Genomic DNA, 15644 nt, shown 5'->3' with positions numbered 1-15644 from the left:
GAACGCCGAGAACGGTTTGGAGATTGGGAAATCGATACGGTATTAGGTAAACATGGTACAGGCGCGATAGTGACCATCTTAGAGCGAAAAAGTCGGTTTTATTTAGCGAAGAAAGTGTCATCAAAATCTGCTGATGCAGTGACAAAAGCGACGATAGAGATGCTTATGCCATTTAAAGAGTACGTACACACAATTACCGCAGATAATGGTAGAGAGTTCGCGGGGCATGAACAAATTGGCATTGCATTAGATACTAAGATTTACTTTGCACATCCATATAGTTCTTGGGAGCGAGGCGCAAACGAAAATGCCAATGGCCTATTGAGGCAGTATATTAAAAAAGGGTCGGATTTAAGACAGGTAACAGATGGAGATATTAAGTTTGCTCAATCAAGGATTAACTACCGTCCTAGAAAGTGTTTAGGGTTCAAGCAACCAGCCATTATTTTTAAAGAACAGGGTATGGCTGCTTGATATTAACGAGTGTCGCAGTTCGGAGTTGAATTCGGGCATCTCTTCACTTTCAAAGTAACTAATATTTGGACAGCAAAAGTCACTACCAAATAAAAGATACATCTCATATAATTGAGCAATCGTCATTATGGTTTTTCCATTTTCGAAATTACTAATAGTTGCTTGATCTACATTGAGTTTTGCTCCAAGTTGAGATTGCGTAAGGTTATTTTTCTTTCTCGTATGACGTAAGTTTCTCTGCACTTCGAGCATAAGACTAAATACTTTATTTTTCCGTCTAATAGCATTATTCTTCATATATACCTCCTATATATTTAACTCACTTGCACACTCCTTGGTTCTCAAAATCGGTTTCATGAGCACCTAAGAATAATCGCTGCGCCATCGTACATACTTGTTAGTCAAATAGGTTTGACAATCGTACTTTTTTTCATAAAATAAAAGTGAAATTAATGTAACCAAAAGTTGACATTACAATTAACAGTATTAGGCGAGGATAACTCAGGGATAGCGCATTGACTCTCGAATCAAAGAAATTAGTCCAGCAAATCAGATTTGCTGGAAACTACAGTGTAAGCAGTTTTGCGAAAAAGATGGGCGTATCGAAACAGACGATATATAACTGGGAGAGTGGAGAAACATCCCCAGACACAAGCCTGTTAATTAAAATGTATATTATCTGTGGGTTGAATCCAAAATCTCTCCTACCTCAAAGAAAGCCTAAAGTTGATAAGATAAACTTACTTGGAAGTTCAAAACCTTCTGATTGAAAGGGTTACTTAAGTTGAAATTTTATTTGCTACACTGCTACCTTCAACACATCAATAACAGGATAGATAATGGGAAAAATGAATCTAAGTAAAACCTTTATGTTGTTAAAGGGTTCCAAACTACGAATGATTTCTGGTTCTGGTGGAGTTGCGGGAGGTGGTGGTCAGATAGATCCAACTAGTGCCTCATCGAGAGTTCCCATTCCCGATCAGAGAAAAAATAAATAACTAATAAAATATTGGAAAAATATGGATATAGTCTCTAACTTCCCAGTTGATATAAACCACCTAATTAACAGTACAATTTGGGTTTTACTATTATTTTCGGTTATAGCTAGCGGTAAAAGCCCTACAGTTAGGTGGATCGTTTCATGCATCTTAATCGCTAGAACCTTGGATGTTATTGTATATCCTTGGTCCTTAACTACTGGCAGTTGGTTTTATATTATAATCAGTTTACAGGATCTGGCTTTACTACTTGCCATTCTTTTTAGATTTCAGATAACAAACAACCTTTCTAATAATAACATATGGATAATTAGTAGTTTTTCTAGAAAATGCGCTCGAGAATTCAAGTTAACTTCAAATGAAATTATGTATATCCTTATATTGTCGATGTCAATTTTTATAAATATTGCATCTTTGATAGAAAGAGGCATAAGAAAATTGACTGAATATAACCCCATGTTTATATATAATGCTTTTGAGCCCTCAAAGTGGGTACTTACATTGCTTTCTGTCATGGCAATATGCTCACTCACGATTGATGCATTACGTGGTTATTACGCTGATAAGCGTGTGGAAAAAGTGAGTTAACATTTAAGCTTACTAGATAGGGTTAGTGGTATTCTCATTTATAACTAGCCCTAATCTAAAAACTTCACAATAAATGAATGTATGCGTTTTTATTAATACAGTTTTAATAAGGTCAACTTTATAAAGCACAATCAGCACCGACTCTATCGTTCACTTCTCATTTTCTTGTGCCACTTGCGTATTGCCATCTGCTAGTTTGATACGAGTATCGCCCACCACCAACTCAGTTTCTTTTCTCATCAACTCTGCCAACTGGCTGTTCATATCTTTGGCCAGAGCAACAAAGTCCTGCGTGGCTTCTGTCCCTTTATCAAACTGGCGTATTTTTTCCTGCATTTCGTGCTGAAATCGCCGCTCTTCATAGGCCAACTGTGCCAACTTGAGCTCTTTTTCAATCTCCAATTGACGTCGCCTTTCTGAGCGCTCTCGCTCTCTATCTTGGTACGATTCGTCTTGCTCCTGGCCCAAAGAGGCCTCCTTAATAACCATAATCAATGCCATAACCACTGGCGCGATCATGCCAACCACAGGAGTAAATGCTTCCACATTTAAGTAATACCCCGATAGGCATGTGATCAATACCAAAACAACGGTTGTCGGCATAGCCCACTTCCCAACTAAAACCATAACAATATCTTGTGGCTGGCGTTGCTCTTCAGCTTTCTGTGTGGCCTCTTGGGCATCGAAATCAGGCTTAAAGCTCTGCGATAACATCGAGTTATCTTGCTCCGTTGATTGCACATCGGATACATTGTGGGACTCCGAAGAGTCTGTCGTTGTTTTATCTAACTCTGACATATAGCCTCCTCTGTTCTAGATTTTTATATCTATAAAAATACTCAAATTCGGTACTTTTCGGACAATTTAAGACCAAAATTGGCAAGCACCATGAGGCTAATCAACCACCTATACCAAGTGGGTATATGCTCGAGTAAAGCAAACGCATCGAGAATAAACTGCGCTGTGAAGGGAAAAAATAGCAATATGCACGGTAGAACGAGAACTGCATGTAACCAATCAAATGAACCACTTGATTTAGTCACTTCTAACTGGCGGATTCGGGCATTAACTTTGGCATTTCGCAAACGTTTATGATTGTGTAGAGATTCCAAAGCAAAATCATAAAACAATTGTAAAAATCGGTTTCTCATTACAAAGCACTCCTTGAAATAACTTCCTTGCTAAATCTGCGAAGGTTGCTCAATTACGATATATTTTCGCCACGACATTCGCATCTAACATAGTTTTAGTCATAATTCTAAGTACAGATGCGATAGTAAAGCTCGGCGAATGTTACGGCCAATCAGGTGAATTCAATCTATTTTTTTGTTACCTCTCCAAGTGCAAAGCACAAATCTGCACTACTTATGTTCATTTGGCGCTTGTAATTGTCGATAACGCTCAACCATGGCGGTGATACGAGGCCTTAACGTTTCGATGGCGGTGTTGATTCGTAACCGATGAGACTCATTAAACTTTTCCTTGCGCAGTAGAAAGTGGACATCATTATCATGAATGGGATAAGCCCAGCCAAATATAGGTTTTTCACTTAATTTGTGACTCAAGTAGTTGCCAATAATTTCATCTTCAATAATAAAATTAACACGTTGCTTATTGAGTAATTCAATACGTCTTTGAATGGTGGAAATACCGATAAACTGCCCCGTAAAACGTTCATTGCGGGCCAACGTTTTAACTTCTTCACCATAATATGAGCCGATACTGAGGCCGACTGTCGCGCCACTGCTGAGTAAAGACATTAAAGATATAACAGGTTGCTTTTGCTGTTTTAAAGAGAATAGACGCATCCGCTCTTTGCGATAAGGAATTGAAAAATAGCCCCACTGTTTACGCTTAAAGGTGTAACTGACCATCAAAACTACATCAACTACGCCCTTGGTTAATTGAGCAAAACTACGCGCAGCAGAGGGCAGTCGGACAAATTCAACACACATATTGGCATGCTCAAAGACCAATCTGGCGATATCAATATCGAGGCCCTGCGCAATGCCGGCCTCATTCACACTCGTCAAAGGGGGCCAGCCAGCAACAACACCCACTTTGGCGTGCAAACTACATGAAGAAGTGGTGGATACTGGCATTGACTGCAATGCAAATGCTTGCCTACACCCTACGAGCAGAATGAAACAAGCTAAACAAAGTATGCGCACTGGCACCTACTGTCAGGGTTAACTGTTACTTAAGTGTAGTCGTTAATTCATTTCTCACTAGTTCACATTCAATCACTTAGATTCGGTATTTAGGCTTGATTCTTAAATACCAAACACTTTAATCCGCCTTCAGGGTCAATATCTGTAAATTCTGGGGGGTTAGCCAAGCGCTCAACATACTTGACCGACGGCGCCTCTCGGTGCATCTCATCAATCAAAAACTGGCTTTGTAAAGCCGGGTCGTTCACACAAGCAAGTACCTGTGCACTGGGGCTCAATAATTCTGGCAAGCGACGCAATATTCGTTGGTAATCTTTAGTCAATGCAAAGCTGCCTTTTTGAAACGTGGGCGGATCGATGACAATCAGATCATATGGTCCCATCTTTCTCAACTTACCCCAAGATTTGAACAAGTCATGCCCTAAAAATGAAATCGCCTCCAGGCTGTGCTGATTCAACAGGTGATTTCGACGGCCTTGCTTCAATGCCGCTTTAGCCATATCCAAATTAACAACTTTTTGCGCACCACCAGCAATCGCGGCAACAGAAAACCCACAAGTATAGGCAAAGAGGTTCAACACTTTTTTATCTTGGCTATGATGTTTGACCCAATCGCGGCCATTACGCATATCCAAAAACAGCCCACTGTTTTGTTTTTTACCCAGTGACAACTCAAATCTCAGCGCATTTTCTTCTACAACAATTTGTTCTTCAAGCGTACCAAATAAAGTTTCAACTTGATTTTCATGGCGATATCGATGCTGAATAAAAATACATTGAACAAAATCTTGTCCTAGTTGCGTTTGCATTAAATCATGCATACAGCCTCTCAGTGCATCTAACCACTTCTCGTCTTGTTCTTTAAACACCGAACACATTATCTGCCCTGATAACCAGTCGATAGTTAAGTGTTCTAAGGAAGGATAGCAACGGCCACGACCATGAAAGAGGCGCCTTACTTCATTTGGAAGCACACTTAGCTGAGAAAAAACCTGATGCACAGGTGAGAAGTCAATTTGCATAACCGAATTCGTTTCAATATAAGATGTGCGCAATTGTACTTAACTTAATACGAAAGCCAATTAGATTTAGATTTGTATAAAAACAAAAATTAAACACGCTTGGTTTACATCGTCATTTTGCCAGTGTCATTGATATACAGGCTGCCATTTCACTCTATGCTGTGTGCCTTACTTTCACTGTAACAAGCACTGTTGTTTATAATGTAGTGATGCAAAATTAGTCACTTGTATTATTTTTGCTGTACAGTCCATCACTGCACGCGTACTCTTGCGTTTTTGCCATTTTTGAAGCCGAGAGCACGTTTATGAGTACCGCATTTTCCCGTCGTTTTATCACCCTCGTTGAGCAATTTGCCGGCGGTAACAAGCGCCAGTTTGCCGAGTTAACGGGTAAGTCCCCCTCTCATATCTATCGTATTTGCCAAGGCCTTGGTAGGCCATCAATGACATACCTAGAGCATTTGTATGGTTTATTTGCCATTGATTTAAATTGGTTACTTACTGGTGTACAGGCATCAGAGCCACATCGCCAACATAGCCAAGATGACTTATTGGTGGTGCCCAAATTAGATGTGGAGGCCAGTGCAGGTTTCGGGGCTGTCAATGGTGCAGAAGACATAACCGAGCAATTTGCTCTAAACAAACGCTGGCTACAATCTCAACTTGGTGTACACAGCGAACGTTTGGCCTTTGTGTCTGTACGCGGAGACTCCATGCTACCAACATTGCAACACGGTGATATGGTATTGGTCGATATGAGCCAGCAACAACCTTCTAAGTCAGGCGTTTACATCATTCAAACACAAGATGGGTTAATGGCAAAACGTCTGCAGCAAAAGTCGGATCACATCGCCGTGATCAGTGACAATGACGATTACCCTAGCTGGCAAATCACCTCAGATAATGCAGAGCAACACGGAGTAGCTGGACGTATAGTTTGGTGTGGGCGTAGCCTGTAAGCGTGCTGAGGCAGTGACTTTTTAGTGACTGCCTATCTTAGCGAGTTTAGGTTAATTTAGCCTGATAGCAGACAATATCACTCGATAACCCTGCACACAGTGTAAACCCCAACCGTTTAAGCAGGCCTCGAGATGCTTGATTGTGAGCATAGACATGAGCCAAAACCTGACTAACACCGAGGGCCTTTAGTCGTATTAGCATACTTTGCAACGCCCACTTCATCACGCCGCGACCACGATATGGCTCGGCCAGCCAGTAACTGATTTCAGCTATATCACTCACACTCGACTTGGATAATCGATTGTAAGCCATTCCACCAAGCAAACCCAAATTGTTATGTCTAATCGCAAAACGTTGCTGCTGCGTGGCGCCGGAGCCCGCGATAAAATACTTTGCCTGCGCCACAGACTTTATTTGTGCAATACCCAAGTTTTGGCATGTTTGCAATGACATGCGCTGGTGTATGCTCTTGGCATCCTGAGCTTTAAGTTTAGAAATAGACAGTGGCCACAAATTGCATCGCATCGCTATATCTGTGACCCCAGCACCGGCAAATTGTAGCAATGGTGAAGGCGTTATAACCATAATTCTACCAATGCCCGAAAGCTTGGATTAAGCGCATATAACGTTAATACAATTAGCCACACAATTAAAATCAAATCTAAAAGTCGCATCGTCTTCTCCTTGTATTGAAGCTATCAATTTCGCGAGCAGCTACCGCCACATATCCAAATTTCCTAGAGTTTGGCGCGTATTGAATGCACTGAGCTCGTAGTGACAAAGCTGTCTTGCAAGCCAATCACAGTGATACTCGGCAGCTTTGTTATACTTGAACCATGCAGAGCGTTTAAAGCCAGTAAGATCTGTTATGTATTCACCACTACGGACAGCTCCTGAAATCAACGCTTGTTCATAGAGGTGAGCTGGACGAAGTGCTATTCCGTATAGGTGGGGAGCTTCTCCTTGAGGCATATGCTGTGCAATTAATCGCGCCCAATCATCCCCAATACCACGGTAATCTTCATAGCCATGGTGACTGTACAAAAGACATTCAAGTTGTGCGACCGCCTGCCTAACCGACGAGGGCATCATACCTTGCACCCAATAGCCACAGTGCTTGAGAGGAATACGCTTAACCCAACTTTGTATCGCATAGCAAGTGGCAATAAATGCAGATATGTGTGCTTTAGCTATGTCGCCTTCCCCTTGCCACGTGTTTTGATACACGTATAGGCGACAACCAAACAACGGCCATGAAATACCTTTAGTTTGATTGTCATAATGACTTTTATAAATTACATCATTGAGCATTTTTCTCGCAAATGCGCTGTCAACGCTACATAGCAGCTGTGTAGGCAGTTCAAGCGGCTCGTCCGGTGTTGACGGCGAAAATAACATGGCACTCTCATCGCCCTTATTTTCTGCAGCTTTGAACTCGCTGTCATTTTCTCCCGTCATTGCGTGAGAAAGCTCAGCACTATGAAAGTAAGCCTTCTTTTGTAAGCGCTCACTAAAATGGCGCTTAAATTCACCGCCATGCTGCCAATCAATATCGGTAAGTGGGTTGTAATAGCATCGCGTCACTGTATTCCCTTGGCATACAACCTTGGGTTTGTGGCTGTTCAATTGCTGTTTAGAAAGTGGCATTGGTCGAGCGACAGCCACTTCAGTCTCATCTGTACCAGCATCACAAAATGCTGGCAAAGATTGAAACGCCAAATTACAACAGTATTTACCTAATTCACTCTGTCCGTCTGCTGTAAGCACCGGATTAAACCGATAATCTTCGTAAAACAAGGGACTCGGCACATTGCCTGCGGTTTGGTCTGCCGCACAGTACGTGTAATAGGCCAGTTCCTGCGCCGCATGCGGTTGCACTCCCATTGTAAGTGCTGCCAAATAGGTACCATAATAGTGAAAATACGGATCCATGAAGGCACTCCTTTTACCTGTAACCTCCCCTTTTCGGTCCTACATTTGCAAGGCCGAAAAAGGGGTCAATCCTCGCTCATTACTCTGTAACTTGATGAGTAAGCGCGGGTGTTTGATTGCCTTCACTATGAAGCGTTTCGACAAATCGATTCAGTATTTGGTCGGCCGCTTCTTTGTCTATCGGGGCCTCTCCGATATAGCTGTCAATATCATCACGGATATGACCTCCATTCATATTGTCTTTAGCGCGTTGCGTAACGATGGCGTTTATCGCCTGACAAAAAGCAGAAGCTTCTGTTTTGCAGTAAATTCTGTGCTGCTGAGCTATCTGCTGTCCTTGCTCATACCTTGGTGCACTATAGGCAACTGTATGAGGCTGTACCTTTGGGTCTCCACCGACCAAAGAATCACAAGAAAAAAGCACAAAGTCTGTTGAGCGATGCAAATCCATAATGTCATTACACATGGGTAAATCACCCTCAATACCTAAGTTGTAATCACAAAAAAGAATATCAATCCCTTTTAGTAAGCTAGAGACCATGGTGTTAAAACCCTGCTGCACAGCTGCAGGAACTTCATCGCCACAGGGCAACATGCCAAATTCTCTCGAGTGCACAGTAAAGGCTTCTTTCCATTTAGCCAGTAGCTCTGGTGTATCTTTGCCGTCTTTGTCTTTGTATGCGATTTTATAGCCGTTATCGAACTTTTCCTCGACATCCAATTGATCTGATATCAGCGCAATTTTACGCCCATCACTTGCAATGCCTGAACGAAATACCAGGTTGGTCATACCATTCTGCTCCGTAGTTGTGGTTATGTTGATGCATCTATCCTATTGAGAAAGGCACTAGAAAAATTGGGGGATCTTGGCAAAGACTGCTGTGAATACATGAACTCTAACAATGGCATAGTTAGATAAGACTGCCACCGCTTTTTATGCAAGCCAATTTGTTCGGCAAGGCACGCCCCTACACTTTCTGGCAGAGTAAACATGGTAATTTCAAAGGGTTGATGCCAATCTAAAATATGCTCAACATGTGCTGACATAGACCAAGGAGCTGACCTGACCAATCGCGACAATGGCTCACACAAAAGCGGCCTTGAAAACTGCTTCAGCAATATCCATTCAGGTTGTGCTTGTCGCGTAAGCAACCACCCCATAAATTGCTCTGGAGTACCATGAAATTCGTGCCGCTCCGTACAGTGCATATGCGCTAACAAGTTTTCCGCAAAATGTGCTTCATTGACCAAGCTGTTGGCTCCATGACTGATGCACGCCGCGATCAAATGTTCAACTGTCATTTTACTCACACTCTGATTTGTCTGCCCATTGAGCAGTCGGTTAAGATGCCCCAATGGCAATTGTGTAAGCCAAACTGATAGGTCATATGGCGCGTGCATGTACAAGGCCAATGACATCACGTTGTCTGCATATTTCCTTAGCTGCTTATCTACCGCTGTAACGAACTCACTATAATAGCGGTGATGCAGCACATGACCTCCAAACCGAACTGGAAGATCAGCTGCTTGAGGAGACTTCACCCCCTGACGCTGATTTTTGGCATGAACTCTGTTCCACTTTGGAGTTGGCCAGAATAACTGCGCTCTTTCATAAGACTCTTGCGTCTCACCGTATTGGGCAGCATGAAAGTTTTGGGTGTTATCGTGCCTAATTTCACATTGCTCAGAATCGTTCACATCTTTGTGTTCGACCTTTACCAACTCAGTGCTCTCCTCTGTATTGGACAAAGCAGGGATGGCCACTTCTTGAGGCAAACTAGTCAACATCACTGGCACTTGTTGGAGATAATAAATATAAGGGTTTTGTCCTGGTTCAAAGACCGCTATTGGTGGTTCAATAGCCTCTTCTCTTGCCGCCTCTTCAATGTTGTTTGGCAAAAGTTCGGTTGACTCATCTTGGGATTTGTCATTACCTAGTTCACTTTGGGATACAGAGGCTTGCGCAACAGCTGGTTTATCAACCTTATCTGACCTTTCTAGGCCTGCATGTGACTCATTAATTCTTGAACCAGCCGATGTCTCTGGCTGAGAAACAGGTTGAGGTAAATGCGCCTTCGCCCCAGCATGAAAGTAATAATTATATGGCTTTAAAATACGTACCCGCCGCCAACGAATGCGCTTTTTCGCTCGACTCATTCCTATTCTCCCTGATTAAATAGGGTGAGCATAACGTGCTTTTCAGTACACCAATCGGGTGATATGAGGATAAATGAAGGCGAAAAAAAGAAGGTGCATCCTTGCACCTTTTGACAAAAAGTGGAAATTACAATGCACTTTTCAAGGTGGCTGTTAGTCCATTCATTACGCCGTTTACAGCTTTTTGTATCGCTGCTTTTGCAGCGATTTCAAGTGTTATAAGTTGCGCTTCTATGACTTTTTGCTCTCTTTCTAGCTCTTGCTTTAATTCATCTTCGTTTAGTTCACCCTGCAAGTAAGCCGTGCTTAGCTCTGTCAAACTTTGCTCCTTATCTGCGAAAGCCTTACCTAGTTCACCGGCAAACGTATTGCCTACTTCCCCCATTTCACTCATGACTTGACCACTGACATTTTGCAGTGTTTTTGCAATATCGAATTCCATCATTTCTCTCCTATTGTGCTTTACTTTCTTCGCCTCGGATCATTGCTAACATCACCCGCTGATACTCAGATCGGCGACGCTTGATAATGAAATCCGAAATACTATCTTTACTTTTGTGCGCCAACCTTCCTTGCTGCCACAGCTCCAATAAAATCTCCACCTGCTTTACTGTTAGCTCGTTGAGTTCACGTACCTTTTGTCTTTGCAGTAAGGCATTAATTTCTACTTCAATATTGGTGTAGCCACTTACATAGTGTGAAAACTGACGCTTATCAGGCGCGACATTGGACATATGTAAGTAAAAGCCATCGATCTTCTTCATCAGACTCAGCATATTTCGCTGTGACGCTCGGTCATACTCAGATATCAAATGTAGTGAACACCCGACTTGCGTAGTTAAAATCAACAAAGTAGCCAATATCACCAGTAACTTCAGCCAAGATTTAATCATCTCATTTCTCCTCATGGGCATTCATGACTTCTTTGAGGTAGTCAGCGAGCATTTGCTGAATTTTCGAAACCGGCATATTTGGTTCTAAAGCCAGCTTACTTTGAATTGCCACAATGCCCTGACTCCACAACGTAATTTGATCCAACTCCTGTTTTCGAAAATGATTTTCGAGGTTTTGCTTAAGTGTCTGTGGATCTTCAGGAATATTAGGAGAAATAAACGATTGAACGGTTTCAACAATGCGGTCTAGAATTTTGTATACCAAATTAGCAGAAAATCCACCCACCAACGCCATGGTGATCCTGAGCGCAGCGTGACTAACCGGTGCGCCACCCGTTTCACTGCTGGCAGCATTGGCCACCGCATCCAAATTCACAGGGATCAGCTGGGTGAGAATAATGCCCGCAATCAACCCAACCACAAAACGCACCCAATAAGAACTTTCAAACTTGGGGTCATACACACCAGCAGTCACATAGCTGTTGGCCTTAAATAACGCAGCAAAAGATGCCCCAATGGCCGCAGATGCCAACAAGATAGCCTGCACATAGAGTAAACGAGTCCCCTCCATATCAAACATACTGGCAACCATATTTTCGTTGTTAATGTAACTCGACAAACTCAGAGCAATCAGTACGACCAAAGATGTAATGGCCACGACCATCATTTTTCGGATCAGTGGTACTCTACCAAGGAATAGCAGCCAACTGCCTTTTTTTGTTTCCTCCGACATTAGCCAAATCGTCTCTGGTTTTGCTGGGGCAACAAGTTCCGTAAGGCGGTTATGAACCTGCGTGAGTGCTTTCACTTCTAGCTTATTTATTCCCTCTGCTGTCATTGCATCTAGCTTGACCATGATAGATTCGGGAACTTTGATGCCTTTATGAAATGAAAATTCAGCCATCGCCTTACATTGCGCTAAGACAGCCGCAAATTCATGCTCAGCTTGTTTTGGTTTTATAACAGTTTCCTGCTGGGCTTCCATGATTTTCTCCTATGAAATTGATTTACCTAAAGTACTCAAATGAACAAGAAGATAATCGGCACATTTAACTGGAATATCTTGTTATTTACTTAATATTCCAGCTAAGTTATTCAACTTTACGACGCTCTGGTTGCGCTTGCGCGGCGGAGCCATTGGCCAGTGCATCACGTAATTTATCAATGATTTGATCCATAATCGCAAACAGTACATCGACGTTATATCCCATCAAAAATGCCAACGCCATTGGTGATAGTGAGGCCAATCCAGATAACTCCTGAGGATTTAAAAACCAGCCAATGATCATACCGCCGAGCGCCCCAAGCGTCAGTCTTAAGCGGTATCGGATCTCACTGTCAGAGGTAAATGTGATGGCTTTTATTTCTTTTAGTAAATCCCGCAGTACAAAGATAAATGCCCCCAACAATCCGTACAACAAAGGAAGAATATAGCCTTGAAGTACCTCTAACACAGACTGAGCAAACAACATGTTTTCAAATAGTTGTAGCCGAGCTTTGAGTCTCGTTTGCGACAAATGCAAGTTATCCAATTCATTTGCATTGGCCTGCTCTCTTTCCAAACGGCGCTGCTCAACAGCCAGCTTCTCCTGACTATATGGTGGAATATCACTGTTAAATGTGAGTCCAAACAACCACACTCGATTCCAGACCTTGAGCAAGTTGTAGTTAGCATCGAGTCTTTGCCCAACCTCTTCATAACTTTGCTGTATTTGTACGTACTCGGCACTATCCACACTGGCTTTTGAGACTTTTACCTGCCATTCGTTACGACTCTCATACAAGACCTTAAGGTCATGTGCCAAAGAGTGACCAAATAAATAGTAAACTTGTACTAATAGTAAGCACACTAATGCCACTAGGGTATAGCGCCTATACCAAGCGACGGCACGCTCAGCTTGACTCGGCTTATCAACATCAAGGCGTGAAATAGCTTGAATACTTTCCATAGAAACCGGTGCCACTGCTTTAGCAAGCTGGTCATAACTGTGCAGTACATCACGTTCGTCTTGGGCACTCCATTGCTTTTTTTGAAGCTTATACTTGGCATTAATCATGACCTCTGCCAATTCTGGGTCCAAACTAACTTGCCCGTGCTTTGCCATATAGGATACCAGCTGCTGCCCCTCTTGAATTACTTGTGCAATGTCAGCGGATACCTCAATTGAGTTAGATTGCTTTTTATTTATCATGAGTTTACTGGGGGCATTGCCCCCTTCTTTTCACCATTGATATGCACTGATAGACACATTTTGATTATCATATAACGCCGCTTCACCACCTTCGTTAGACCACAGTGCACGCTGACTTTCGAAATTATAGCCACCAGTACTTGGGTGATATTGGTTGGTATACACGCGTATCACGCCCTGTGGTTTGATAGTTGCCCCGTGAGGAAATTCAAAATGTTGCCCTTTATTACCACGGATTTGCCACAGCGAAATATCAGCTATCGAGTGACTTAAGTTGGCGATCTCAACATATTCATCACCTTCTTTCTTCGCCTCTAGGCCATCAAAGTTAACTTGACTAATTTCGAGGTGCTGATGAGCTGCATTACCATATATCCAAGTGCTAATAAGTGCGCCGTCACTATCGTACAAACTCCCTTTATCACCTTGGTTGTTCCATATTGGTCGCTTGCTATTAAAGCTAAGCGTATGACCCGGATAGGTATCGATACGCAGTGTTTCATGTGGATAGACCAAAGTATCTTTTGCAAATGTAAAAGTCTGGTGCTCATCTCCGGCATCTATTTTCCAACCGCTCAAGTCAATAATCGCTGGACCGATGTTTTTTATTTCAATGTACTCATCTTCATAATTGATCGCCGAAATCTGCACTTGATGTGGTGCCAGCAATTCAAAACAGGTGTGCCACCAAATATGCATCACTGATAGTTCATTGGGCGCTTTGCCACTTTGATGCCAGCTATTTGCGGTATCCGAAATCATTTTTTCAATACGTGGCCAACATACATCGGCGCCTTTCAAAACTTTGAAGTGGCTACTTAACTCAATAAGAGACATTTTACTAATTGCGTCCATGTGCTTTCCTTATGCGATATCTAGAAATTGCTTTGCTCGATTTAATAACGCCGCGCGATCATCCAAGCCATTGGTGCCACCATTAATGCGTTTAGTGATTTTGACCAGCTCATCTTCATCTGCCAACATATTGAGGTTACAGCTTTTCCAGTAGTGACATGCACTTTGAATCGCTACCTTAGCATCTGTACTCACCACGTCAGGATCGCTGATTAAGTCTAATCCCAGTGCCTCGCCACAGCGCATGTAATTGTCCTTTCCGGTTAACTGAATCAGCCCTCTGCCACGGTATTTCCAACCATCTCCCGAAGCTTCATTACCATTACCCATACGGTCCGCATAGACACGATTGGCTATTTTTTCAGGTTGGCGAGCGTAAGCTTTTGCACTGTCGTCGTCAGGGAAATATTTGCCAAACACAGCCCTGAGTGCCTGGTCGCTATAATTCAAATTTTCACTACTAGCTCTAAAATAGCCGCTTTCATGGGCTATTTGCGCCAAAAAATGCGCTATTCTCAGTGATGTGTTGATATCAAATTGAGGTAGTACCTCATTCAGAGCGGTTAAATATTTATCAATGTTGTCTGCTTTTGCTTGCGGCACTATTTCAGCCAACAACTCTAGCGTCAGTGATGTAGCCATGTTTACTCTCCTAGTATGAATACGTCCTATCATGACAAATTCACGGACTAGCAACTGAGTTGAAAGTAGGCTTAATACGGGGAAAAACACTAAACGTGCTTTATTTTATGCTTGGATTATGTGTTGTAATTTGGGGGTTAAACTCAATACTCGCCAGTGCTAAGACCACAGAAAATATCCAAGAAGGGTTTCACTAACGCGAAGTATATTACCTCTATGCAGAGGTAATATAACCTTCACTCATAAACTACATCGGCGTCTCGATATAAACGTGCCTCAGATCTTCTGATCCTGTTGCTAATGTGCACTTATCCAAACCTCTTATGCCCACTGTTTTACCACTCATTTGTGCGGCCATTAATATAGAAAGTATATTTTTCCCTTCTGGCGTAGTCCCATCGAAGGTATATTTCCAGCTACTATCTTTAGCACACGTTTCAGCGTTAGGCGTGCCATTTAGCATTACTTGACAAACGGGGGAAACAGTTTCCACATGACACACAACATGTTTAACCGTGCCTCGATACTCACTGGCTAAGCCAGCAAATGGAATTGTAAAAAGTGCAGCAACAAGTAAACGTTTCATAGTCCGAAACCATTTAAATTTAAAAAATGCAATAATACATGAGAAAGAAGAAAAAAACTGCCAGACAAAATGAATCAGTGCAGAACAGGTATGCTAGGAAGGGAACACACAAAGCAGAATTAAAAGCAAAGTCCCTGTATAACTTCAACGCTTTTTAGGACGGGTCACAAACAT

Annotated in this window: 19 protein-coding genes; 3 read left to right on the top strand and 16 right to left on the bottom strand. The window is 42.4% G+C overall.

Annotation, left to right across the window (positions count from 1 at the left end; genetic code table 11):
• On the top strand, positions 1-474 hold a 474-nt coding region (locus N475_RS11035), incomplete at its 5' end, for an IS30 family transposase (RefSeq protein WP_155732572.1).
• Here the strand turns inward: N475_RS11035 and N475_RS11030 are convergent.
• A complete protein-coding gene (locus N475_RS11030; protein ID WP_248846348.1) occupies positions 421-726 on the bottom strand; it encodes a helix-turn-helix transcriptional regulator in 306 nt (101 codons plus the stop codon). The genes N475_RS11035 and N475_RS11030 overlap by 54 nt on opposite strands.
• Positions 727-989: 263 nt before the next feature.
• Here N475_RS11030 and N475_RS11025 point away from each other — a divergent pair, with 263 nt between their 5' ends.
• Positions 990-1244 (top strand): helix-turn-helix transcriptional regulator, encoded by a 255-nt coding sequence (locus tag N475_RS11025; RefSeq protein ID WP_063365278.1) that lies wholly within the window; start codon positions 990-992, stop codon positions 1242-1244.
• Positions 1245-2210: 966 nt separating this feature from the next.
• Here N475_RS11025 and N475_RS11015 read toward each other — a convergent pair.
• The 4 genes from N475_RS11015 to N475_RS11000 form a co-directional block, all read right to left on the bottom strand.
• A complete protein-coding gene (locus tag N475_RS11015) occupies positions 2211-2858 on the bottom strand; it encodes a hypothetical protein (RefSeq protein WP_063365276.1) in 648 nt (215 codons plus the stop codon).
• A 41-nt stretch (positions 2859-2899) separates the two neighbouring features.
• Complete coding sequence (locus N475_RS11010; protein WP_063365275.1) at positions 2900-3211, bottom strand: hypothetical protein; 312 nt, start codon at positions 3209-3211, stop codon at positions 2900-2902.
• Between the two features lie 210 nt (positions 3212-3421).
• Positions 3422-4231, bottom strand: a complete 810-nt coding sequence (locus N475_RS11005; protein ID WP_155732571.1) for a substrate-binding periplasmic protein — start codon at positions 4229-4231, stop codon at positions 3422-3424.
• Positions 4232-4320: 89 nt separating this feature from the next.
• Positions 4321-5253 (bottom strand): class I SAM-dependent methyltransferase, encoded by a 933-nt coding sequence (locus N475_RS11000; protein WP_063365273.1) that lies wholly within the window; start codon positions 5251-5253, stop codon positions 4321-4323.
• A 305-nt stretch (positions 5254-5558) separates the two neighbouring features.
• On the opposite strand from N475_RS11000, the gene N475_RS10995 reads away from it, so the two are divergent.
• Positions 5559-6212: an XRE family transcriptional regulator gene (locus N475_RS10995; RefSeq protein WP_063365272.1), complete on the top strand. Its 654-nt coding sequence runs from the start codon at positions 5559-5561 to the stop codon at positions 6210-6212.
• A 46-nt stretch (positions 6213-6258) separates the two neighbouring features.
• Here the strand turns inward: N475_RS10995 and N475_RS10990 are convergent, their stop codons facing one another.
• The 11 genes from N475_RS10990 to N475_RS10940 all read right to left on the bottom strand — a co-directional run bounded on the left by N475_RS10990 (position 6259) and on the right by N475_RS10940 (position 15470).
• Positions 6259-6798, bottom strand: a complete 540-nt coding sequence (locus N475_RS10990) for a GNAT family N-acetyltransferase (RefSeq protein ID WP_063358541.1) — start codon at positions 6796-6798, stop codon at positions 6259-6261.
• 129 nt (positions 6799-6927) lie between these two features.
• Positions 6928-8145, bottom strand: coding sequence for a hypothetical protein (locus tag N475_RS10985; protein WP_063365271.1), 1218 nt, complete (start codon positions 8143-8145; stop codon positions 6928-6930).
• A 79-nt stretch (positions 8146-8224) separates the two neighbouring features.
• A complete protein-coding gene (locus tag N475_RS10980) occupies positions 8225-8935 on the bottom strand; it encodes a hypothetical protein (RefSeq protein WP_063365270.1) in 711 nt (236 codons plus the stop codon).
• 23 nt (positions 8936-8958) lie between these two features.
• A complete protein-coding gene (locus tag N475_RS10975) occupies positions 8959-10302 on the bottom strand; it encodes a hypothetical protein (protein WP_063365269.1) in 1344 nt (447 codons plus the stop codon).
• Positions 10303-10429: 127 nt separating this feature from the next.
• Positions 10430-10747, bottom strand: a complete 318-nt coding sequence (locus N475_RS10970) for a hypothetical protein (RefSeq protein WP_155732570.1) — start codon at positions 10745-10747, stop codon at positions 10430-10432.
• A 7-nt stretch (positions 10748-10754) separates the two neighbouring features.
• On the bottom strand, positions 10755-11195 hold the full coding sequence (locus tag N475_RS10965; protein WP_063365267.1) for a hypothetical protein: 441 nt from the start codon (positions 11193-11195) through the stop codon (positions 10755-10757).
• A gap of 1 nt (position 11196) precedes the next feature.
• Positions 11197-12180 carry a hypothetical protein gene (locus N475_RS10960; protein WP_063365266.1) on the bottom strand — a complete coding sequence of 328 codons (984 nt, stop codon included), beginning with the start codon at positions 12178-12180 and terminating at the stop codon, positions 11197-11199.
• Positions 12181-12286: 106 nt separating this feature from the next.
• Entirely contained in the window at positions 12287-13387 is a 1101-nt protein-coding gene (locus N475_RS10955) for a hypothetical protein (RefSeq protein ID WP_063358548.1), read from the bottom strand.
• Between the two features lie 30 nt (positions 13388-13417).
• Positions 13418-14242, bottom strand: coding sequence for a lamin tail domain-containing protein (locus N475_RS10950; RefSeq protein WP_063365265.1), 825 nt, complete (start codon positions 14240-14242; stop codon positions 13418-13420).
• A gap of 9 nt (positions 14243-14251) precedes the next feature.
• A complete protein-coding gene (locus N475_RS10945; RefSeq protein WP_063365264.1) occupies positions 14252-14884 on the bottom strand; it encodes a glycoside hydrolase family 19 protein in 633 nt (210 codons plus the stop codon).
• Between the two features lie 247 nt (positions 14885-15131).
• On the bottom strand, positions 15132-15470 hold the full coding sequence (locus N475_RS10940) for a hypothetical protein (protein ID WP_063358551.1): 339 nt from the start codon (positions 15468-15470) through the stop codon (positions 15132-15134).
• Between the last annotated feature and the right edge of the window lie 174 nt (positions 15471-15644).

The sequence above is a fragment of the Pseudoalteromonas luteoviolacea DSM 6061 genome (assembly GCF_001625655.1).
Taxonomy (GTDB): Bacteria; Pseudomonadota; Gammaproteobacteria; order Enterobacterales; family Alteromonadaceae; genus Pseudoalteromonas; species Pseudoalteromonas luteoviolacea.
The sequence above is the reverse complement of the archived record's forward strand: the minus strand, read 5'-3'. Positions and strand labels throughout refer to the sequence as shown.